Annotated in this window: 11 protein-coding genes; 2 read left to right on the top strand and 9 right to left on the bottom strand. The window is 46.5% G+C overall.

Annotated features, from left to right (window positions below; all coding sequences use genetic code 11):
- The first annotated feature begins 256 nt into the window (after positions 1-256).
- Together B2Z67_RS14645 and B2Z67_RS14640 are read left to right on the top strand one after the other, a co-directional pair.
- Positions 257-1,507, top strand: coding sequence for a glycoside hydrolase family 27 protein (locus B2Z67_RS14645; protein WP_291530586.1), 1,251 nt, complete (start codon positions 257-259; stop codon positions 1,505-1,507).
- A 185-nt stretch (positions 1,508-1,692) separates the two neighbouring features.
- Positions 1,693-3,555 carry a hypothetical protein gene (locus tag B2Z67_RS14640; protein ID WP_291530585.1) on the top strand — a complete coding sequence of 621 codons (1,863 nt, stop codon included), beginning with the start codon at positions 1,693-1,695 and terminating at the stop codon, positions 3,553-3,555.
- A gap of 324 nt (positions 3,556-3,879) precedes the next feature.
- Here B2Z67_RS14640 and B2Z67_RS14635 read toward each other — a convergent pair whose 3' ends face one another.
- The 9 genes from B2Z67_RS14635 to xyl3A all read right to left on the bottom strand — a co-directional run bounded on the left by B2Z67_RS14635 (position 3,880) and on the right by xyl3A (position 23,475).
- Positions 3,880-4,350: a hypothetical protein gene (locus tag B2Z67_RS14635; RefSeq protein ID WP_291530584.1), complete on the bottom strand. Its 471-nt coding sequence runs from the start codon at positions 4,348-4,350 to the stop codon at positions 3,880-3,882.
- Positions 4,344-8,189: a DUF6443 domain-containing protein gene (locus tag B2Z67_RS14630; RefSeq protein ID WP_291530583.1), complete on the bottom strand. Its 3,846-nt coding sequence runs from the start codon at positions 8,187-8,189 to the stop codon at positions 4,344-4,346. The genes B2Z67_RS14635 and B2Z67_RS14630 overlap by 7 nt, the downstream gene beginning before the upstream one ends.
- 87 nt (positions 8,190-8,276) lie before the next feature.
- Positions 8,277-11,255 carry a hypothetical protein gene (locus B2Z67_RS14625; protein WP_291530582.1) on the bottom strand — a complete coding sequence of 993 codons (2,979 nt, stop codon included), beginning with the start codon at positions 11,253-11,255 and terminating at the stop codon, positions 8,277-8,279.
- A gap of 1,002 nt (positions 11,256-12,257) precedes the next feature.
- On the bottom strand, positions 12,258-16,394 hold the full coding sequence (locus tag B2Z67_RS14620) for a hybrid sensor histidine kinase/response regulator transcription factor (protein ID WP_291530581.1): 4,137 nt from the start codon (positions 16,392-16,394) through the stop codon (positions 12,258-12,260).
- Positions 16,394-17,455, bottom strand: a complete 1,062-nt coding sequence (locus B2Z67_RS14615) for a hypothetical protein (RefSeq protein ID WP_291530580.1) — start codon at positions 17,453-17,455, stop codon at positions 16,394-16,396. The genes B2Z67_RS14620 and B2Z67_RS14615 overlap by 1 nt, the downstream gene beginning before the upstream one ends.
- A gap of 39 nt (positions 17,456-17,494) precedes the next feature.
- Positions 17,495-18,019: a hypothetical protein gene (locus B2Z67_RS14610; protein WP_291530579.1), complete on the bottom strand. Its 525-nt coding sequence runs from the start codon at positions 18,017-18,019 to the stop codon at positions 17,495-17,497.
- Complete coding sequence (locus B2Z67_RS14605; RefSeq protein WP_291530578.1) at positions 18,016-18,993, bottom strand: JAB-like toxin 1 domain-containing protein; 978 nt, start codon at positions 18,991-18,993, stop codon at positions 18,016-18,018. Before B2Z67_RS14605 ends, B2Z67_RS14610 begins: the two co-directional genes overlap by 4 nt.
- A gap of 22 nt (positions 18,994-19,015) precedes the next feature.
- The gene (locus B2Z67_RS14600) at positions 19,016-20,353 is read right to left on the bottom strand and encodes a hypothetical protein (RefSeq protein WP_291530577.1); all 1,338 of its coding nucleotides are present in this window, start codon (positions 20,351-20,353) and stop codon (positions 19,016-19,018) included.
- 533 nt (positions 20,354-20,886) lie between these two features.
- Positions 20,887-23,475, bottom strand: coding sequence for a xylan 1,4-beta-xylosidase (gene xyl3A, locus B2Z67_RS14595; protein ID WP_291530576.1), 2,589 nt, complete (start codon positions 23,473-23,475; stop codon positions 20,887-20,889).
- Positions 23,476-23,567: the final 92 nt, after the last annotated feature.

The raw sequence follows: 23,567 nt of genomic DNA, 5'->3' as shown, positions 1-23,567 counted from the left end.
GTACTAATGCAATGTGGGTTAAAGGAGTTATCAGCCAACAAGTTGGCTTAGGAGTTAAAGCCGATACTCATGTTATATGATTCACGGAGTATCGGCTTTAACTCCTTAACTCCTAACGAAGTGATAACTCCTTTAACTACAGTATGAATAATGCAGGCTAAAAGAAGATAAGTACGGCTTTCTGTTATAATTGTATCGGAAAAGCTCGCCGGTATCCCGTATTTTTGCATTTATAAATCTACTAAATAAGTATACCATGAAAAAACAAACTTTATTATTGACTGCACTGATAGTTCTGCTGACAAACATCACCCCCGTACAGGCACAGAAGTTTGAAGGCTTGGCGGACACTCCCGCCATGGGATGGAACAGCTGGAACAAGTTCGCCTGCAACATCGACGAAAACATTATTAAAGGTATTGCCGACCAGATGGTGGAAACCGGGTTGCGTGATGCCGGTTACATCTACTTGAACCTAGACGACTGCTGGCACGGAGAGCGCGACAGCCTCGGTTTCATCCAGGCCGATCCGGTGAAATTTCCTTCCGGTATCAAAGCCCTGGCCGACTACGTACATGCCCGCGGCCTGAAACTCGGCATCTACTCCGACGCAGGACGGAAAACTTGCGGTGGACGTCCCGGCAGTTTCGGGCATGAATACCAGGACGCCCTGCAATACGCCCGCTGGGGAATAGACTACCTGAAATATGACTGGTGCGAATCGGAAGATATCAACCCCGTAGGTGCTTACAACCTGATGCGTGATGCCCTGCGCGCCGCCGGACGTCCCATCTACTTCAGTATGTGCGAGTGGGGAACCTCCAAACCCTGGAAATGGGCAGCTGAGACAGGACACTCCTGGCGTACCACGGGCGACATCTACAACTGTTTCGACTGCATTGACCAGCATCCGGGATTTGCTGCTTACGGCGTGCTCCAGATACTCGATATGCAGGAAGGCCTTCGCAAATATGCCGGCCCGGGCCACTGGAACGACCCCGACATGCTGGAAGTGGGCAACGGACAGACAGTTGGCGAAGACCGCGCACACTTCACTTTATGGTGTATGCTCGCTGCTCCCCTCATCCTGGGCAACGACCTGCGTAATATGTCACAAGAGACCAAAGATATCATACTGAATAAGGAAGCCATCGCCATCGATCAGGACAAACTCGGCGTGCAAGGTCTGAAACTCAAGGCCGAAGACGGACTGGAATTCTGGTTCAAACCCCTTGCCGGAGGTGACTGGGCGTTCTGCATTCTGAACCGTACCACTGAGCCGAAGACGTATACCATCGACTGGCAGAAGTTTAACTTTACCGATGAAGAAGTGTCTAAACTCTCAACAGACTTTGATAAGAAAGTATACACTGTCCGCAATCTCTGGACCAAAGATACAAAGAAATCTGTCGAAGGAAACACTAAGAAAATCAAGCAGGTAACTATTCCCGGGCACGACGTACTGTTGTATCGACTCTCCGAACAGGTGAAAAAAAACAAACGCTAAAACAACATTATTCGGCTATAAAAATTACGTCTGTTTTATTATCTTTTTATTAAACTTTCGCATGCCTTTTATATTATTGATAATCAAATGTATCTCTATTCTCCTCCTCCCAGGAGGAGAATAGAGATACTCTGGTAATATACAGAGAACCTGCGAAACATTAGTCTTTTTATATTATGAGAACAATGAAAACGATCTTGTTTTTTTGCGCTTCTTTCCTGACCGCTTTCTCATGTCTTGCTCAAACAGAGGTAATGGCTTGGGGAAATCTGACAGGTATCCGGATGGACGGACAACTCATCGAGTTTGAAACTTCTTTTCGCATTGTTGAAAAGAACTGGACATCTGTGTTTGCTTCCGGACGCGAGCGGACACAAACTACCTTCCGTCGCGAGGCTGGTAAGGCTATTGTGGAAAGCGGTGCGTTAGGGGTGCGGTATGGAGAAAAAGTCACTGATGTGGCGCGAGGTGAAGCATCTGTTGAGCTGGCTTTCAGTTCGGATTCCACTCGTCAGGTCGAAGGTGTTTATTACTGTTTCGATTTACCCAAGGAACAATATGCGGATGCAAAGATCGTTCGTGGCGGAAAAAACATCAGTATACGTACCGACCATCGGAGTATCAAGCTGGGATTCCGGAATTCCGTGAAATCATTTGTGCGTAGAGATGAACGTACGGGCAATACTATCCTGTACATTCAGCTGATGGATGGCAATCTGCGTAAAGGGCAACAGGGCAAACTTGCTTTCACTATTAAAACCGATGGCACTATCGATCATGAGACTGTAACGGTGGAAGTCGATAAGAGCAGTCCCGGACGTCTCTTTATGGGATTTGGTGGGAATTTCCGTCTGCAAAGTCCTCACGATCCGAAAGTCATAGACTATTGCCTTGAGAATATACGCGTGGCATTTGGACGGGTCGAAATGCCTTGGCGGTCGTGGCAGCCTGTAGAACGTGTTGACCCCATAGCTAAGGCTAAATCAGGTAAGCTGGATGCACGTGTCGATGCTTCGATGCAGATGGCAAAACGCCTCGCCGCACAGGGTATGCCCGTTATTGTCAGTGCATGGTTTCCTCCGCAATGGGCACTTCAGCCTGGCCAGAAGCGCGGCAGAGGAGGGGTGGCTGGTCTCAAAATGGACAATAGTAAGAAGCAACAAATCTATCGCTCACTCGCTGATTACCTTGTTTATTTGAAAGAATACTGTGGTGTAGAAGCTTGGGCATTCTCGTTTAATGAGTCCGATATAGGTATTGATGTACTGTTCAGTGCAGAGGAACATGCCCGCTTCATCAAAGAACTCGGTGCTTGTCTGGCTTCCCGCGGACTTGCTACCAAAATACTCCTGGGGGATAATTCGGATGCCACTACGTACGATTTTGTAGCTCCTGCCGTGAACGATAAAGAGACACATCCCTATATAGCAGCCGTCTCGTTTCACTCTTGGCGGGGGTGCGATAAGGAGACCTTAGAGAAGTGGGCTGCCGTGTCACGTACGCTCAATGTGCCTCTCATTGTGGGCGAAGGAAGTACGGATGCAGCGGCTCACCGTTATCCACAGATTTTCCTCGAAGAAACATTTGCACTCTATGAGATTAATTTATACACCCGTATTGCCGCTATCTGCCAGCCACTTAGTATCTTGCAATGGCAGCTTACAGCCGATTATTCACTCCTTTGGGGAGACGGTATCTACGGTTCGACTGGCCCCATGCAGCCTACGCGCCGGTTTTGGATGATGAAACAACTGGCTTCCACACCAGCCAATCTATTTGCTTTTCCGCTGACCAGTAGTAATGAGAATGTAAACTGCGCTGCATTCGGGTCGGCAGCTACCCATCAATATGCAGTACACATTGTCAATAATGGCGCAGCCCGGCAAGCGATAGTGAAAGGCATCCCTCCCGGTGCTTTGCCCATAGTATATGTCACGGATGCAGAGAAATGTATGGAGAAAACGAACGCTATGATCCATGCGGATGGTACATTGACTGTAGATCTGCCGCCGATGGCTTATGTTACGGTTATACAGCAAGGGAAATAGGAGGACTGACCGCATCATTCTTACCTAAAATTATATCGAACTACGTTAATGATAGGTTTTAAAGCCTCTTTTTACCAATAATGCAACTCAAACACTACTAAAGCAACAATGCGTTATCTGCCTGCCATACCTTTGCAAAGTCATTTAAAGAAATGGCGAACATCAAATCTGAGAAAACAGAATGCTTGACTGTTGAGGCCTCATGGTGAAAACTTCTCGCTTCCGGATGAGATAAAGACAAGTATAAGTAGATGTTCATAATTAGTTTATACTTTGACAGATACCCCTCATCATTCATTGGGCGAACTAATACACCTAAAGAAACTATTGTGCTTCTATTTCATTTACATCAATTTTACCAATATTATTTTCTGCAAGCCATCCTTCAGCAAAACTATTCTCAAACCCTTCTCCCTTATTACCTAAAAGATTTGTACCTTTGATAAAAATATTATTTTTCAACTCAATACAACTCTCAAATTGGCAATCAAAAAAATTAAAGAAATCCATAAATATATTTCCTTCGAGAATTATAGGATTTAAGTTATGTCCACCCATCTGATAGTCAATATAATTCTTGATGATACATTTTTTTAATACTAATCCGTTTACAAACCAACAAGAATGAATTTTTAAATTACTAATGATGCAATTTTCTATAGTCAAACAAACATTTAACTCAAATGCCCCAATTAAGTCAATAGAGTTAATTATACAATTGATTAAATGAAATGTTTTATAATGTTTAAAGTCTTCATGACTTAGAAACTCTATATTTTGATTTTCCTTTACCATGTTATATTCCCATAATTTATGACTGTTCCTTGAGTTGCTCTACCGGAAACTCCTGGATACATATTTACTGACATAATTTTTCCATTTTGGACAAATGCTTTAAATGACTTTTGTATTCCATTGATACTGCCAACTAAAGTGTTGTCTCCTACTTTTAATAATGACATATTTTGTTCTACTAAACGAAGTCCTTTTGAAGCCATTGTATTTATTGGTAAGCCTAAATCTGCATGGCGACCACCAGCAAAAGCGTGTTGTGTGAATTTTGCCAAAACATCACTATTAAATATCAATCCTCTATTCGCCGCATTTCTTCCGCGAGTCACATTTGTCAATGCAGTTCCAGATTTAAGGAGTGGATTTGGCATAATTGTAAGTGATATAGGCTGCAACATTCCAGCAATTGCATCACTTCGGCTCTCTACCCTAATATATTCAAATCCAAGTCTTTCCACAGTTTCTTGAAATTCAATATCAGCAAGGTATGCCTTCCATTGCCTCTGAAGGATCAAATTTTTACCTGTACTTCGCTCCTCCCAGTCAAACGTCCGCTTTACAGTAATTCCAGCTTCATTACCAGTATGTTCAACCTGTTTACTTACAAAATATTCTCCGCCTTTATCTTTCAATATTTGGCCTCCTCCATGAAATAGTTTATAGAGCCATGCTCCAAATTTTGTCGAGAAAGCACCTGTTGGATCTATATAAATTATTGGATTGTTTTTACAGTACACATACGGACTAATTGCATAATAACTCTCCATCAATGGATCTGGCGTTGGGAAAAAGTCAAGTACCGGATCCATTTGTCTCTTCTCGAAGTCATACCAATTCAGTCCCTTCTGCGTATCCAGTTCCTTTCCTCCGAACTTGAAAGGCTGTGACGAAGTTTGTGTACCTTCTGCGAAAGACATACCATAAGGGTAATAGTGGTTACTTTGGACGATTGTTCCACTTGCATTGGCTACCACGCGATTGTTGCCCAAGTGATCTTTTAGGTAGAAGTAGTACACGCCGTTCTCGATGTAACCGCTCTCAATGAGGATACGTTTCAGCGTTCCGTTCTCATAGATTAAGCTACCGCAGTAATCTGTGGTCTTTCCGCTGATGCTCGTGCTCAATTTTTCTCCGTCGGCGGCGTACGTATAAAGATTGGAAGAAGTACTCGTGGAACCGGGGGAGGTGGGCATAACAATAGTGCCCGGCAGGTTCAGGATGTTATATGCAATACTACTGATACCTTTATTGACATCTTTCGTCAGGTTGCCGTTCCGGTTGTAATAGTATTCACGGGCGGTATTGGAACCATTCTTGAAATCCATTGAAGCGGATAAACTAACGCTCGCTCCCGAATCTTCAACTTTTATGAGCTGGTTGCCCGCATAAGTCATCGTCAGGTTGTCGATAATGCCGTAGGTTGAGGTACCGGTATTGCCACGGCGCATCAGGTTGGTCATGTTACCGTGTTTGTCGTAGGTGTATGTGGTATTGAAATTACTGTTCGCCGTCCCGTTTTCCAGGTAACCCGCGGCGGTCAACCGGGAGAGGTTGTCGTACGTGAATCGGTATCCCCTGGTCTTGCTCTCGTTGGAGAGCTTCCAACTCATGGCGGAGATGTTGCCGTTGTACCGGGGCGTGTTGCTGCCGTAAGCGTCGTTGTAATACAGTGTCTGGGTAAACAGGGTGGAAGAGATTGACTTCATCCAGGAGCGGACATTGTAAGTATAGGTACTTTTCAAAGATGCCTGTCCGTTTTGTTGGGTGGTCTTCAGGCGACCAAGTTCATCGTAAGTATTAGCAGTAAGGGTTACTTCACTGCCTGCGTTCAATTTATGTTTCACGTTTGTAAGCCGTCCGGCATCGTCATAGGCGTATGTGTAGACTTCCGTCTGGGTGGTCTTACCCGTAGCTGCGTGTACATGTTTCCGTTTGAGTATCTGCCCGGTGAAGTTGTAGGCGAAGTATTCCTTTTCGGTACCGCCGGCAAGGTGGTTGTTGTATTTGGACTGAACCAGTCTGCCTTTCGAATCATAGTACATCACGCAGTACAAGTCGTTGGCGGCGGAAAGTATTGTCCCGTTGGGGGAAAGGCGGGCGGTCAGTGTACCAGTCAGCATGTCCTTGTTCTTTACCTTGTTGGCGGTGGTGTAATCTGTTCCATACCAAGTGCCGTAACCGGATTCGATCGTGTATTTCGCCCTTTCGTCCGTGTTGGCGGGAATATTGTTCATCCCCAGGAAGTCATAATCGTCGTAGTAGTTCACAGAGAGTACGGCGGGGTTTGTCGGTGTAACGCCCGAGATAGTATATCCCTTGTAAGTACCCGTCGTATTGTTCCGGGTGGCTTTGACCACGATATTGTTTAACGGGGGCGTGACCGCCAATGTGCTGGTATAATTGTTGGTACAGATTCCTGTTATACAGACACGTCCAAACGCGTCGGGTATGGAGAATGTCCATTCCTTCGGAGATTTCTTGCGCTGCTCGCCGTCCTGGGAGAAGATGAGTTGGTCGGCCCTGTCATATATGTAGTACGTCCAGTCGCCTCCCGGCATCCGTTTGGCCTTGCAGCGGTTACGCTTGTCGTGCATGTACAGGTAGGCGTAGTTGCGCAGGACGACGGAGTTGGCGTTCGTCCAGGAAGCCGTCGTGCTGCCCTTCAAGGCGTCCGAGGCAAGCGGGGGAAGGACGGCGGTCTGGTTGCCGTAATTATCATATATATAATAGGTGTCGTGGAGAATTTTTGTGCTTCCGCTGCGCACAACCTGCCGGGTGAGCAACACCTGCCCCGACTTGTCGGTAAACTCGAAAGAGGCATTGCCATCCTCGTCGGCGGTGCGGGTGACGTAGAGCGAGCCGGTGGGATAATATCCTTGGCGTGTTACGGTTACCAGCGTATCGGTGGTGACGGTAGTGTTTGAAACCTTGTAGAGCACGCAGTTCAGGGTGTCGTTTCCGGATATGTTGACTGAGAAACTGCTCTTTACCCCGCGTGAACTATTTTGCCAGGCGGCGCCGGGGCCGTACTGTTCCAGCACGCGGTTCAGAGGGGAGACCTCGTACACGGGGCGGGAGTAAGGATTCTGGTCGCTGTTCAGCGTCTTTGCCGCCGTCTTTACCGTTTCTGGACTGACGTAAGCCCCGTTTCCGGCAGATGTGCCGGGTAACCAGGAGTTTGACGCCCGCCCGCCCGCATCGTACTCTTGCAATGTCACGAGGTCTTTGCCTTCAGGGGTAACCTTCCGCTGCACGGTCTGCTCCGGGCGGCCAAGGCCGTCGAAGTACCGGATGTTATCCAGGTATTTGGTACCGGCAGCGTTAGTATAGGTGCGGGTTCGGATGTAATTCTCTTGTCCGGATATCATGCCGTCGTCCGCTACGGAATTTCCGGTTGGATTACTGGTCAATACACTCGTTAGGAGTGAATTTGTACCGACTATGGCGCAGGCTACGTATTGTCCCGGTCGCAAAACTTCGGTTAGAGTCCCGGAGGTATTTGAACCGTTCGAATAAGACCCATATATAAGCGGTACTTGCCCGGAACGAAAATCGTAAATTTCAACTGTATAGCCGGTACTGTTTCCGGTTGCTGAAATGGTCACTTCCGATTCCGAAAGCAGCTCAAAGGAGAACACAATATTCCGGGGAAGACCGGTAATTTGACGGCTACGGCTGGTCTGGTAATCCTGATTGGAGGGTAATATTCCCAGCGGATCGGTTGTCAGCGGGACAAGCGGATCCATTATTTTCGGAGGATCGATGATTGGAGGGAGTCGTTGCGCCTGAAGGAACTGGGCAACCAACGTAAGCAATACAATAAGATATATATTTCGTTTCATGATATTCAGTCTTTATTCGTTTTCAAGTTTATGGATATTCGTTTCAACTACTTTACCGGAATTCTCCTTCCGGATAGATTCCCTCGCTTACCTGTTCCTGTAATTGTAATCATATCTTTCAATGATTTCACCTTCCTGATTCCTCGCCAACTTGAGCCGGTTCAGATTGTCATATTCATAGGAAACTGCCCTACCCGAAGGGTCGATGACTTTTAGCAGTTCCGATGAAGTCCCATAAATGTATGATGTGACATGTATGGATGGGTTGCTCCTTATATTATTGAGAATCGCATATATGCTATGACTGTCCGTACAGTGGGTGGCGAAAAGTCCGTCCAGCATACTGTGCGGCACCGATGCGAGGAAAGCCGACAAATCCATATTCTTTACCTCCGCTATCATGTTGTTCCCGTAATTTGCCCATACGTATATCACGTTCGTCGCTTCGTCTTGCCTTATGCACAGGGGCAATCCGGAATTGGTATAGTCCATGAACGTGGCGCGCTTTTCCCGCGTCTGGGGAGATTCCCCCGAGTTGACATTCCACAGGTGCGGGAAGTTAGGATTACGGAACAGCTTATAGTCGTATCCCGCCGAACTGACATAGCTCCCGTCCACTTTCCTGTTTTCCTCCAGCAGGACGCCGTACGCCCCCAGTTCCACAAGCTTGCTTCTCCCCGTTTCCGCGTCACCGCTAAGCGCCAGGTCTTCGGGATATTTGTACTCGTTTTCCATGACGGAACCGTTGCTTTGAATTACGGTCGTTTTGGAAGGATACATGTGCTTCTTCGTGGCGTTGTATGTGTTTGTGGTCGTAACCACCGCTGTCCTGTTCCCGTCGTGCGTTGTTTCCCGGGTTTCTACCAGGCGGGAACATCCCGAATAGATGGGGCTTTGCAGGATTAAGTAATCTGAATGCAGTATTTCCCAGCTATTGTATTGCCCTATCCTCTGGACAGCTTTGAACACGTCATACGTCACGTCCGTCCTTTCCATAAAGTTGGCGTACCTGTATTCCCTGCTCAAGACGGGCGTATAGGTTCCACCGGTTTTGTTGAAATGTATCTCCTCCAGTTTCTGTCCCGAAGCCCAGTCATTCCTGTGATCCCAAAAGCCGGGATGGGTGGCGTCCTGGGGAACCATACTCCGGAATGTGTTCTCTGAGTAATTAAACTTGTAAACGGTTTTCAGACTATCACCTGTGTATTCGGTCACGTAGTTGTATGCCACGGGCGCGGAAATGGGACTGCCGCTCGTATGGGGCAGCGGGCTGTGGGAAAGCGACCAAACCAAGCTTGTTTTAAAAGATCCATTACTGCCATAATACCAGCGTTCGCTTTGGCTCCTGAACCTTTCTATATATGGGAAGTCATAGCAGAACCCCAGTCCATTTTCCCCTTCCCCGTACTTGTAGCTACGTATGAGCACGGGAACCTGGTCGGTTTCCTTCACGTAGTCCTCTACCTTCTTGATCCGGAGGCCGGCTCCCTCATTTATACCCCTTATCGAACTCTGAAGCACAGGGTCTTTAAACCTGTGAAACTCGTATGTGAAGCAGGTCTTCCCGCCTGTGGGGTAGACAATCGAGGATAACGTGCCCGTAAGCGCATCGTTGAAATAGGCAGCGCGCCCTACCCCTAAAGTAATCTGCTTATTGTTCCAGTCCTCGAAAAGAGGCGCTTTTATCGTAATCGTCTGAAAGGGGACACTGTTTATGTTTGTGGGGGCATTCCCGCTCTTGTAACCCCAATAGTCAAAATTCCGGTAAGATGTTGTTGGAAAAGACTCTGGATTGAAGTAATTAAATTTATATCTTTCAACAGCCGCCGAATCGCTTCCCTTGACAACCAAATTATTAAGAATAAACAAATCTCTCCCGCCCCCCAAAAGCGAGTAATCCAAGTCTACTGTACGGATGATTTTCCCTCCCACATAGACTTCAATCTTGGAAATGACGGGATTCGTGAAGTTGGAGGGCTTTGTGGACGTAAAACGGATGTAATTACCGTTTCCCCAGTTAATTGTCGACAGCCTTTTCTCCGAAATCTGGTAAACTGGCGTCGACATCATAGGGACTTCGTAATAGGGGATTTGCACGGCATTTACGTAGGAATCCTCGTACGGTATTTTGGATTTAGTTATTGTATAATAATAAGCCTGTTCCTGTCCCAGGTTGGACACCACGCCTTGGGACATAAGGCTGCTCGTATAGCCGGAGAGGCTGATGCCCGGTAGTGATTGGTGCGTGTCGACCTCGTTCTGCATGAATTCCACTTCGCCGGCGTCATGAATGATGCGTGACCGCCTGTCGGATACGGATTCGTAAGTAAAATTGATCAGTGTCCGGTTCATGCTCCTAGACTTGATAGATGTGCACTTCCAAGCGCTGCGGCTGCCTTTGGAACCGGACTGTATATGCTCAAATACCCCGTCAAACAGGTATGTCATCCCCTTCTCGTCGGTAATTTCAAATCCGCTGATCACCCCCTGGGACGAGGTCGCTATTTCCTTCACCGTCAGCGGTTCGTACGGATGAATCACCGGCGTCCGCTGACTCTGGCTGTTGGGCCATACATTCCTCGGGTAATAAAACCCACCGCTTTTGTCCGGCAGTCGGTAATAGAAGTTGTCGGGGGCGAAATCATAGTTGTGGTAATCATACCACGACTGGAGATCCATGATGGACATCGCGTTGGGCTGCGCCGGCTGCTGCCTTCCGAAGTACTGCTCGTCTGGCGAGCCTTCTGCCGACCGGGAGATGACGGGCTCGGCCACAAGCGTCCACCCGGCTCCCACCCAGCTGGGGGCTTCCGTCACTTTAATCCCCGAGCTGTGGTATTTCAGGTATATTGGCAGGGTGACGTCTCCAACCTTTATTTCGTAAATCGGGATTGTGATATCAACCAAGCCCGTGCTGTGGCTTACGGGGTGCGACACGTATTTGAACAGCTCGGCGGCAGTCGGAATATCGGGCAGGTATGTGCGGGTACCCGGAACGTTGGGCTGGGGGAATGCTTCAAGGGGAATCAGGAACAGAAGAAGGATGTAGCAAAATTTCAGTCTCATGGTCGTTCTTTTCTATAAGGTTATAATTAGTATAAGATTCGTTTGTCAAACAATGTCCGGTTTTCCAGTGATACGCTGTTGGATAAAGTAAAGCAATAGTATTAGACTTGATTTTCCAGACAACGTTACAAATATAAAAATAATTTCTGAAGAATTGCAATAATTGGTCGTGCTTTTTGGGGGAAATGTAAGATTTTTCTTGCTAATAATTGTGTCTCAGTCACTTACGCGCATTGTCTTCGCCGTACCAAAACCGTGTCAAAGCCGCGTCTGCTCCCTACCTGCTCCGTATAAAGGTACCCTTATACGGAGCAGCTAAGGCTTTGACACGGACAAGATACGGAGCGGATCTCTTCTGAATCATCTGTTTGCCACCACTTGGTGAGTATAAATCCGTCCCATGAGACGGATTTCACAGTCTCACGAGACGGATTTTTTCATCCCATGGGATGGATTTTTTCATCCCGTGAGATGAATTTCGAGGCATTAGCTTGCAATATGAACAATGCAACCCAGGTATTATCCCTTTGTAAATCCGTGTTTTCACCACATATAGATGGCACTTACACCGCCTATATGCGGTTCGCGAACGGGATATAGATGGTGAAAACACGGGATATAGATGGTGCGCGCACCATCTATATCCCGTCCAAGAACCACATATATCCCGTTTAAACACTGTATATCAGCGTGTTACAACCAAATTGCAGGCAATAAACAGAGTGAGGGTAACTTCTACCCTCACTCTACTCTCACCCTTACCCTCACCTGTTCAAACGCCGATGAACAAAGGGATACAAGAGAAAGAGTGAGGGCGTGAGGGTAGGATATAAAAACTCTGGGTATGCGTGCGCACACACGTGCGCGCGCGTACATTATAAATGAAATTAGAGATTCTGCTGAATCACTTTCGCCACATTCTCCGACAAAGCAAGGCGGAACACCTTTACCGCCTCGTTCTCTTCTTTAAACGTTGATACCTCTCGTTACGGAATTAAGGCATTACTTAAAGAACGAACTCGGCGTCCTCCTATACTGCCTCACAAAGCAGCGAGTAAAATACTTGGGATCATTGAACCCCACCCGGTAAGCAATCTCGGATACAATAACATTGTTCGTACTGTTCTCCAGTATCTTCTTTGCAATCTGCAACCGGTATAGTTGGATGAAGCGTACCGGAGGCAGGCCGGTGAGCGAAATGAACTTCTTGTAAATAACCGTATAGCTGATATTCAGTTTATCCGTCAGCTCCTTCACGCCGAAATCCGGATTCGCATAATTCTTCTCCAGTATATCCATCACATCATTCATGAATTGCTGGTCCGGTTGCCCCACTTCCAGTAGAATAGGGTCTAAGTCCTGTTCTACGAACTTCTTTTGGCGCAAGTCCCTGTTCTTCAATATAGAGTCTATATTAGCCAACAGGACAGACTGCTCGAAAGGCTTCGTGATATACCCGTCCACACCATTCTCATAACTTTCTATCCGGGCATTCTCACTCGAATTTGCCGTAAGCAACAGGAACGGAATATGACATAAGAGCTTGTCTTCACGTATCCTTTTGCAGAAGTCGGCTCCGTCGCACACAGGCATCATCAAGTCAGATACAATGAAGTCGGGCATCACGTTTTGCGCCATCCTGTAACCCTGTTCACCGTTGTTAGCCTCAGCAATGTTGTATTTCCCTTTCAGCATATCCCTGATGTAGTGGCGCATGTCCGGATTATCTTCTACCAGCAGCAGCGTAGGTTTGGTATTGTCAACGGGGATGAAAAGTTCTATCTTGTCCTCTACCTGCACAGGCTTACTGTATTCTTCATGAACCTCATTCTCCACTTCATGAACTCCATTTCCCACTCCATGAACCCCATTCTCCACTTCACCCGCCAGCGCTATGGGGAAGTACAGTCTGAAAGACACCCCTGCGCCCTCCGAACTCTTCACCTTTATTGTCCCGCCCAGCAGCGTAGTAATCTCTTTCACTATATGCAGACCGATGCCCGTACTGCTTTGCCCGTAACTCGTGTATTTATTCTGGTCGGGAATCCGGTAGAAGCGGTTGAATATCTTGTCCACCTCCTCAGGCGCAATGGTACTGCCGCTGTTGGCAACGGAGATGAATTGTATAAGCCTCTTCGACTTGTCGGTAAACTGACTGGCATGTACCGTGATTCTCCCTTTGTCCGGCGTATGCTTAATTGCATTCGACAGCAGGTTAAACAGTATTTTATGCAGGTTCTCCTTATCCGAATAAATATGATCACTCTTCAGGCGGTATATCTTCTCGAACCGGATATCCCGCTCCTTCATCAGACTGGAGAAGTCCGTCAGGGTAGTGTTCAGCAGCTTGCTGAAGTTGAAGCGGGTAAAGCTGAGAGTCAGGTTCTTGGTATCTATCTTCCGCAGGTCGATAAGCTGGTTCACTAACGAAAGCAGGTACTGCGCATTGCGGTTAATGATTTGCAAGTCTTCCTTCTCTTCGGGGTCGGTAACCCGGTTCACAAGCTGGCTTGCCGGCCCCTGTATCAGGGTGAGCGGAGTCTTGAATTCATGCGTAAGGTTGGTGAAGTACGAAAGCTTCTCTTTGTTGATGGCCTCCATCTGTTGCGACATGGCTTCTATCTTCTCCTTCAGTAGCTTCTGTATGTGCTTCTGTCTGGCATTATACGAATAGATAATGTAAATCAGGATAGATACTACCAGGACAGCCATCAGCGAATAGAACCACGTTGTTTTATAGAAAGGCGGATGTACAATGATGCTAAGGGTGGTAAATTCCGTAGACCACGTATTGTCGTGGTTAGTGCACTGTATCTCCAGCGTGTACCTGCCGGGCGAGAGGTTGGTATATTTGGCATTTCTTTTCATGAGTCCCACGTTCCTGTTCTCCTTCAGTTCGAGTATGCGGTACGAGTAGAATACCTTCTCCTGTTCGAGGTAGTCCAGACAACTGAAGTTTATTTCAAACGAATTCTGTGGCGGATACAGGTGCAGTTCTCCGGCAGTTGATATGCTTTCCGGCAGATTGTCGCTATCCAGATAGGGAGTCAGTTGCCTTCCGTCGCAGACGGCGCCGGTGAGGGTTACTGTGCGTTGCTCCTGCTTGGGCAGGCTGACTAAGGGGCTGAACGTGACAAGCCCGTCGATAGTGCCCAACAGCATATTGTAATCCGCCGTCTTGCACCCCGACCGCTTGTAGAACTGGGGCACCAGCAGTCCGTCTCCTTCATCAAACTTGAATGCTCGCCTGGTGACGACGTCGAAGAAGTAAATGCCTCTTAGCGTGCTTATCCAGAGGTTCCCGTTCTCATCGTCCAGTATGTTCGAGATGCTGGTGTCCGACAGTCCGCTGCGCACGGCGTAATTCCTGAAATTGTATTCCCCGGCGCTTCTTCCGTCTTCTACCAGGTAAATGCCATTCCCGAGGCTTCCCAGATAAATCTCTCCCTTCCGGGTTTCGAATATGCAGGTTATCTTCTCATTGATTTTGCTTCCGGGATTATCCAGCTTGTACTGGTAGTATATGCATTCGTAGTTGTTTCTTCCGTCTTCCAGGTCGATGATATAAACACCGTTGCCGCCCACCCACAGTCTGGAGCGCGAGTCGATGAAGATGGTACTCATGTTATGTACAGGCTCTTTGGACTGTGTATAGTATTTCAGCCGGTTGATAACGCCGGTCGAGAAGTCGAGTGTATTGATATGGCTGCTGTTGCATATCCACAGCGCGTTCCTCACCGAGTCCAGTGCTATGTCGTAAATGTCGTTGGACGGCAGGGCGGAGTTAAGGTTGTTGTAATGTTCAAAGACCGGGGCGGAGAGGTTGTTTCTTGCCAGCTTGTCCAGTCCTCCGCCGATGGTCGATATCCAGTAGTCGCCGTGGAAGTCCTGTATAATATCCGATATATTGTTATGCGCCAGCGAGTGCGGGTTTGCCGGATTGTGCTTGTAGAAAGAGAAAGACCGGCTTCCTTTTCTTTTAATCGCCAATCCTCCATCCACAATGCCGGCAAGGATATTTCCTTCTTTGTCTTCAAATACGGTACTGATGATATTCGGAGTTCCCTGCTCGTGTCCTTGCAGTGCGTAGGTAAAGGTAATGCGTTGCGGAGACATGATATTAATTCCTCCGAAGTCTGCTCCCGCCCAGATATTGTCATTCTCATCAACAAATATGCGGTTGATGATGTTGTCGTTCAGCGACTGTGGGTGATTGCCCTTGCTGAAGGCTACGAAGCGGTCGTTCCGTTGGTAGATATTCACGCCGTTCCGGGTACCAATGATGATGTCGCCGGATGAATTCTTGCCGATGTCGGTGATGAAATCAGAGGAAATGCTGTTCGCATCGCCCGGGTTGTGCCGGTAGGGCGTACAGGTCTGGTTCAACGTGTTGTAACTGTACAAACCGTTTTGCGTACCTATCCACAGGTAATCGCCGTAAGAGAACAGGCAGTTGAAGGCAAGCTGCGGATAGTCGAGCTTTATGGTAACCGGCGTGTTGCTGTAGTGCCGGTTGCCGGAAGAGGTGAATCGCAGCAGGCATTTATCGCCTCCCGCCCAGATGTCGTTGCCATGCTTTGTGATGGTTTTGATGTCTACATCGTTTTTCAATAGCCGGATATCTTGGATTTGCCTTTCTCCGTTGAAGCTGGCAAGATACAGTCCGTTGCTTTTGCCTATCCACAGGTTGCCTGAATTATCGACGAGTATTGCCTGAACGGGGGTGTGGAGTACGTTGCTGTTTGCTCCGGAGTATTCTTTATAGAGATTCGTATTCTCATAAAGCAGGTTTATGCTCATGATGCCCGATTCGGATGCCACCCACAGATGGTTGTCGTTGTCTTCATCAATATCGTTTATGTAGTTGCTTTCAATAAAGAGGTAAGGCTGCCTTGGGGCGGTGGAGTAATGTTTCAGTTCGTAGCCGTCGTAGCGGTCGAGTCCGTTGGAAGTGCCGAACCACATGAATGAGTTTTTGTCTTTGTGTATAGCCCGGATGGAGTTATCGCACAATCCGTTGCGGATGCCGAGACGCAGGTAATTGTATTGGTTTATGTCGTTTTGTGCGAAAGCCGAACCCTGCCCATGCAGGTAGCAGAGCAGGGTGGCAATCCAGGTTATTGTATTGATGTATCTCATTATTCTTTACTAATAGTTTTGTGTCTATCCCCATAGTTAAAACTAACAATTTTCTTTATCCGATACTCGTTACTATATTCATTCAAAGAATACAACCAGCTCAAATACATTTCCTGAGGCATTTTCCGATATCCTAACTCGTGTATCCTTGTATAGACTTTATCCATCTCCTGCTTAAGTTCCTGCTTTTCTTCCTTTTGGTATAACTGACTCATAACATGCGCCTTCAATAACCAGGCATTGATATAGTTAGGATAGTAAGTCAATACCGTATCACAGCATTGCGTTATAAACCTACCATCACGTATACCATATTTATGCATATAACCCTGAGCCAAATCCGTAAGGCACAATGCTACGGACTGCTTCACAGAGAGAGTATCCATATAAACCCCATTCCGTATGGCGTCCAAATGGATATATCCGGAGGCTGTCAGCCATGCATCCGTGGGGAAATCGGCACAGGTCAGTTCGATGTTGTACCAACCGGCACGCTGATTCCGGGCTTTTATATACATGTGGTTCGGAGCCAAAGCCAACCAGCATTCTTCTCCCAGTCTATCCATTATCATTTTATAGAGCAAGGGCATGGAATGACAGTTACCCCTTCTTGTTTCCATCATACGGGATACAAACATGTTACTCCAATCTTCCCTTCCGCTATAATCATCAAAATTATACTCAAAAGGCGGATGACCGATAACGGTATCTCCTACTTGCATAGGAATAGTATCCGTCATAAAAACAAAAACTGCGCATTGAGTCATTGCCGACTGTTCATCTCCTTTTCCATCATAACGGACATCACCGGAAAGAAGAATTCTTTTGGAGAACTCGGCATATATGTCAATCTGCTTATCAAAAACGTCTTTATTCAGGTTTCCATTATAATAGGCATTTTCCACCGCATACACAGCCGTTTGCAAATCAAGCGAATCTCTACCATTCAGCATATTTACAAGCCTTAACTGCTCTCTGTAATAAGCGGCTTGCGGATAAACTGAAAGAGAAACCACTGCAATGAATAAAAAAGAGATAATAATAATTCTAATTATTCCCACAAGCACATTCAATATCTAAATATATTACATCTAACTCCACTATAACATTCCTTTTCTGACAATCAATAAGCTATCAGAATTTACAATTTGGAACTCTATGCCATAAGAATCATAATGACCTACCGGAAGCTCGTCATAATCTGAAAAACCAGGCAAGGTGTCATGATAAGGCAATAATTTGTTCTTATCAATATATTTATCTCCAACACTTTCTTCGCCATAATAGACAAATGTACATCCATCAATATACGTATAACCCTTAATCATTTCTTTCATATAATAAGGAGCAGCGAACATCATTACATAAGTATCTCCGTCTTTATTATAGAAGTAAAGAGCAAAAACCTTTTCTTTTAAAGGAGTGCCCAACTCCAACTCTGCTACATATCTTATGAATTCTTCTACTCCCCTTTCTATTACTTCCACAAAAGGAGAGGTAGACATATTAGTAACTGTATCCTTGTTTAATAACATACCTTGTTGCCTATGTTGACTATCTTTGTTGTTACAACTACATAATATCAACATCATTATTAGCAATGAGAATTTATTATTCATATTCATCGTTTGGGAACTATAAAACGAAGTCCATTATTGTTGGTTACTTTTTTTATATAAATACTCGATTGTTGTGGATTATACTGATATATTTTTTTTGATTCTTTATGAAAAACATAATATGTAGGTGGAGAAACTCCTTTTTCTCTAGCTTCATAATATCTATTTCTAACAAATCTTCTATCTCCACTTATTAAAGCTCCATAGCCAGATCCACCTAGTGTCCCATTTGGGCCTGGATGACTATGCATAGCAAAGAATTGATTAGAAATTGTCAATCCTTCTTTTGAATTGTTCCTACTAGACACTGAACTTGTTTCATGTTGAGTACGAAGTACATACTGCCTACCTTCTTCTCCTTGATATCCTTCCAATCCCCATTCTACATTTGAATTATTAGCTGCAAACAGAAACACATCTCCAACTTCGTGTGAATCACTAATGGCATAACTCCCATCATAATCTTTTGGGTTTCTATTTTCTGTAAGTTGGTCGAAAATCGTTCGATCTGTAATAGTAATAGAAGCTCCTGTCCTTTCTCCCTGCTTATTAAGAGCATACAGAGTGTGTTCTTTGCTTTCCTCAATCCATTTAACAGTCCCATCTTGTTGCATTTCCCACACATCCCTGCCGTCAGGGTCAACGTATCTCACCGGATTATTCATACAATACGCATACGGCGTTACCGAATAATACTTCTCAGCATGTGGATCTATCGACATGCTTTGCAGCTCCGGTCGCAGTTCAATCAGAGTATCCCTATCCGTCACGAAACCAACGACTTCCTTAGTCTTTGTATTATAACGGACATCACCTATCACCACAACCACGTCCTGGTCATGAAATTCCTTATTTCCGCCAAATGTGTACACATCCGCCTGATAACCTAAACGGGCAAAAGGATTGCCTTCTGACTTTTGGGCATATACGGATAATGCCAAAAGCCCAATCCCCAATACAACAAGTAATACTTTCTTCATACTATTTATCGTCTTTACATGATTATTTCACTATCATCCGAAGCCCCGGTTGGGGATTCAACCTTTCTTTCTCTTTCAGGCTCGCTACATGTTTCAGCCAGTTCTGATAGATTTCAACCGGCATTTCTTCATAACCGCTGTCGTCCATCTCCTTATACAATTGAAGCATACGCACATAATGCTGATAAGCATCGGGAAAGGTTTCTTTCAATACTTCAGGAGGAGGCGCATTCAGCAGGCGGACAATTTCCAGCGTCAGTTTCGTCTGATAGTCAGATTTAATGATTTTCGCATCAACATTACGCGGGTCATATCGTTCACCCTGCTCCACACACTTCATTATAAAAGGGTCGTAACCGTACTTGACAAGGAAATACCTTCCTAACTGCACCATCATCATCGCAATTGTTTCCTTCTTGCCGACAGGCGCCAGATACAGTCCATTGCGGATTGCCTCACTCTTGATGTAGCTGCCGTTCATATAATGGTAATCGCTCAATATAGAGCGGCAAGTCAATTCCAAATTATACCATGCCCCTTTATCGTCCTTTATTTTAATAAGCATGTGCCTGGGAGCATACGAGAGATATGCTTCCGACCCCATTCGCTCGGACATCATCAGATAGAGCAAAGGCATGGAATAACATTGCCCGACATTATTATAAAGCATGGAGGATACAAAATGGCTGGTATAATCCTTACGACCGTCGTAATCATCCAGATTATACTTCAAGGGGTAATGCACGATTGTTTTCTCACTACCGGGTTGACGGATGGACAGGGTATCGGTCAACAAGCTGAAAATGGCCATGTTCTTAGCCAATCCGTCATTAGGGCTTAGTTTCAGGTCATTCAGTCTCCAACGGCAGTATTGCACTCTTTCACTAATCTTGTTTTGGAAATCGGAATACTTCATCGTATTGCCCAAATAAGCATTCTCTACCAGAAACACGGCGCGTTCAACGCTCAACGGGATGGAGTCTGCGAGCATGGCGGACAATTCTTCGTACGCTTCAAAGAAGTCTTCGGTTCCGGGTTCTCCTTCCCAGGAGGGGAAGCCTTTATAAATAAGTTGTTCGAGAATGAGTTTTTGCCGTTCCATCTCTTCATGGTATGCGATATCTTCTTCAATCATCTGCATTACGGCTTGATTGTGTGAATTTACTTCGGGCAACGGCATGTTATGAGAAGATGGGACAGGAATCTTTGGAAGGGAAGGATTTTGCGGAACCGAATGATTTCCTCCTACTTCAACGCGGGAAAACGTCCACGGCTGGGGCGTAGGCACTACTACAGATTGTGCCCGCAAACAAAAGCTGCAACTACCGCAAACAAAAAGTAATAAAGTAAATGCTTTCATACGCACTGAGTTAAGGAATTAACTTTGCGAAAGTAAGAATAATTCTGTTAAAGACAAAGTGTTTGCATCTTTTTTCTGAATAACCTTTTCCTATTTTAGAAAATGAGAGAAATTGCATCTTATACTCAAAATCTATTCGCAAGCGGAACAGAAGTTATGATGAGTATCTGTAATCGTACCAGTAAACTGATAAATGAGAATTTGCTAATAATCATCAATAGTGTTTTTAATAAATCTTTGGCGCGTTTTTAAAGAATATGACCAATGTTTATTAACAAGTGCAGCACCCGGGTTATCCTTCATAATCTCAGTCCCATACTTAGGGTACCTCACTATACAACTGAGATACCCTCAGTCGTATACTTAGACTATCTCAGTCGTATACTTAGACTACCCCCTCTCAGAACACATTTCGGGCGGGATTTCGAGTAAGTGTCGATCGGGGTAAGTTATCTTAATAGATAATCCGAAATTTAAACAGGCTCTAAACAGGATTTAAACAGCCTCTAAGATTCTGCTGCAGTTGTCCCGGATTATAATAGTGTGATATTGACCGACTGCAAGTCCTTCTCGGCAGAACTGGTTCCATAGAACAGTTCGTATTCTCCCGGAGCAATCCGCATGGTATTCGTAGAAGTATCGAAGCACTCGAATGCTTCGGGCGCCAACTGTATGGCTACATCCTGTTTCTTACCCGGCGCCAGTTCCACACGTTTGTACGCACGCAGGGATTTGAGCGGCCCGCCGGTATCTCCCGTTTTACGAATGTATATCTGTACGACTTCCGTTCCGCTACGCTTGCCTGTATTGGAAACAGGCACTTGCAATGTCAGCCCCTCGCCGGCGCGCAGTTGCGTCTTGTCGCACTTGCCCTCGCCTACAGTGAAGCCGGTGTAACTTAAACCGTATCCGAAGGGGAACAGCGGGTCGGACATATACCGGTAAGTACGCCCTTTCATCGAGTAGTCCTCATAGTCGGGCAACTGCTGCGTGCTTTTATAGAAGGTGATTGGCAGTTTGCCTGAAGGGTTGTAGTCTCCAAACAATACATCGGCTACAGCCTGTCCGCCCAGTTCGCCTCCATACCATGCCTGGAGGATGGCATCGCAGCTTTCGGTTTCGGGCAGCAGCGCTATGGCAGAACCGGAACAGTTGACAAATATCACCTGCTTGCCCGCCTCCTTCAGCGCTTTGAGGAAGTTGCGTTGCACTGCCGGCAGCTCTATGTCCGTGCGGTCGCCGCCTTTGAAACCGGGAAGCGTCACCGGCATTTCCTCACCCTCCAGTTGCGGCGATATGCCGCCTACAAAGACGACGGCATCTACACCTTTAAGTTTCGCAATGCTTTCGTCGTAATTGATGGGGAACTCCTTGCCGAGATTGAATTTCAGGTTGGCTGCCCAGTTCTCTACCTGTGCGTAGAGGATTTCTATCTTGTACTCTTTGTCCTTTTCCACTTGCAGGATGGTGCGGCTGTCGGTAGTTCGCCATGTGCGTCGCTTGTACTTAGACTCCCCGTTTACAAACAGTTCGAAGTAGCTGCAAGCTTCCAGACTGAGGAGAACTTCGCCCGATGCTTTGGGCTTAAGCACAGTCTCGTACTTTGCCGAGAACTTCTCAAGGTTCACCCCCGGGCCGAAGGTATGCTGTCCGTAGGTGGTTACGTTGATGGGCTGTGTGGTGTAGAGTGAAGATACAGGTTCTCCCTCGCGCTCCTGATTGTTCCAGAAAGTGGCCTTTATGCCCGGTTTTCCGTCTATGCTGCATTGGTCGAGGTATGATTCAAGCGTCTTGTCATTCACAAGGTCGCAACCTTTCATGTAGACAATCTGGTTCTTTTTCAGTTTGCTCCTGATGCCGTCCAGGATGGTGACCGTATGGTTGGGCGTACCATTATAGTTTCCCCACAGCACAGGTTTGTCGTCGGCATTGGGGCCTATGACTGCAACCTTGCGGATGGATTTGCTCAGCGGCAATGTATTGTTCTTGTTCTGAAGGAGCGTCATTGTCTGGCGTGACATCTCCAGAGACAAGTCTTTGTGGGCTTTGCTGTTGACTACGGACATCGGTATCTTAGACCAGGGCACCAGCGACGGGTCGTCCATCTCTCCGAGTTCAAAGCGTCCTTCCAGCAGGCGGAGTACATGCTTGTCTATCTCTTCTTCCGTGATTAAGCCCCGGGCTACTGCCTTGGGAAGTTCCTGATAAGCATATCCGTAGCCGCATTCTATGTCCGTACCTGCCATGGTACCCTTGACGGCGGCGTGCAAAGCATCGGAAGAAGACTTGTGCGAAGTCCAGAAGTCGGCAATTGCGCCGCAATCGGATACTACGAGATACTTAAATCCCCACTCGTCGCGGAGTATTTGCTGAAGCAGGCGGGTGTTTCCGCAGCAAGGGTCATCGTCCAGACGCTGGTAAGCGCACATCACTTCGCGTACATCGGCCTTCTGCACCAATGCCTTGAAGGCGGGCAGGTAGGTTTCCCACAAGTCGCGGTGGTCTATATTATTCAGATTGACGGTATGGCGGCTCCATTCCGGGCCGCTATGTACGGCATAATGCTTGGCACATGCCAGCAGTTTGCGATACTTCTCGTCCTCGGGGCCTTGCAGACCTTTGACTACGGCAATGCCCATTTGGGAAGTCAGGTAAGGGTCTTCGCCGTAGGTTTCCTGCCCGCGTCCCCAGCGAGGGTCGCGGAAGATGTTCACGTTGGGAGTCCAGACGGAGAGGCTGTGGAAGCGGGTATCTTCCAGTCCGTTGCGTACCCGTTCGTTGTGCTTGGCGCGCATCTCGTCGGAGGTTGCATTGAATATGTCGAATACCAGTTTGTCGTTGAAAGAGGCGGCCATGCCTACCGGTTCGGGGAAGACGGTTACATTTCCCTGGTTGGCTACTCCGTGAAGGGCTTCGCTCCACCAGTTGAACTTCTTGATGCCTAATCGCGGTATGGCGTCCGAGTCGTCGCACATCAGGATGGCCTTCTCTTCGAGAGTCAGGCGTGATACGAGGTCTTTGGCTCTTTCTGCTGAGCTTAATTGGGGATTTTGGTAAGGTAATGTTTGTCCCCACCCCGATAAGGAGAACAACAAACCACATGTTACTATTATCTTTCTCATGATACTATTGTTTATGATATTATTGTTTTTTTTACGGTTATCTGCTAAATGATAATTTAGCAATATATTTTTTAGACGCGGATGACGCGGAT

Source organism: Bacteroides sp. UBA939 (genome assembly GCF_002293435.1).
Taxonomy (GTDB): domain Bacteria; phylum Bacteroidota; class Bacteroidia; order Bacteroidales; family Bacteroidaceae; genus Bacteroides.
The sequence above is the reverse complement of the archived record's forward strand: the minus strand, read 5'-3'. Positions and strand labels throughout refer to the sequence as shown.

Coding starts and splice junctions, on each gene's coding strand:
- B2Z67_RS14645 (WP_291530586.1), top strand. CDS start 257: ATGAAAAAACAAACTTTATTATTGACTGCACTGATAGTTCTGCTGACA.
- B2Z67_RS14640 (WP_291530585.1), top strand. CDS start 1,693: ATGAAAACGATCTTGTTTTTTTGCGCTTCTTTCCTGACCGCTTTCTCA.
- B2Z67_RS14635 (WP_291530584.1), bottom strand. CDS start 4,350: ATGGTAAAGGAAAATCAAAATATAGAGTTTCTAAGTCATGAAGACTTT.
- B2Z67_RS14630 (WP_291530583.1), bottom strand. CDS start 8,189: ATGAAACGAAATATATATCTTATTGTATTGCTTACGTTGGTTGCCCAG.
- B2Z67_RS14625 (WP_291530582.1), bottom strand. CDS start 11,255: ATGAGACTGAAATTTTGCTACATCCTTCTTCTGTTCCTGATTCCCCTT.
- B2Z67_RS14620 (WP_291530581.1), bottom strand. CDS start 16,394: ATGAGATACATCAATACAATAACCTGGATTGCCACCCTGCTCTGCTAC.
- B2Z67_RS14610 (WP_291530579.1), bottom strand. CDS start 18,019: ATGAATATGAATAATAAATTCTCATTGCTAATAATGATGTTGATATTA.
- B2Z67_RS14605 (WP_291530578.1), bottom strand. CDS start 18,993: ATGAAGAAAGTATTACTTGTTGTATTGGGGATTGGGCTTTTGGCATTA.
- B2Z67_RS14600 (WP_291530577.1), bottom strand. CDS start 20,353: ATGAAAGCATTTACTTTATTACTTTTTGTTTGCGGTAGTTGCAGCTTT.
- xyl3A (WP_291530576.1), bottom strand. CDS start 23,475: ATGAGAAAGATAATAGTAACATGTGGTTTGTTGTTCTCCTTATCGGGG.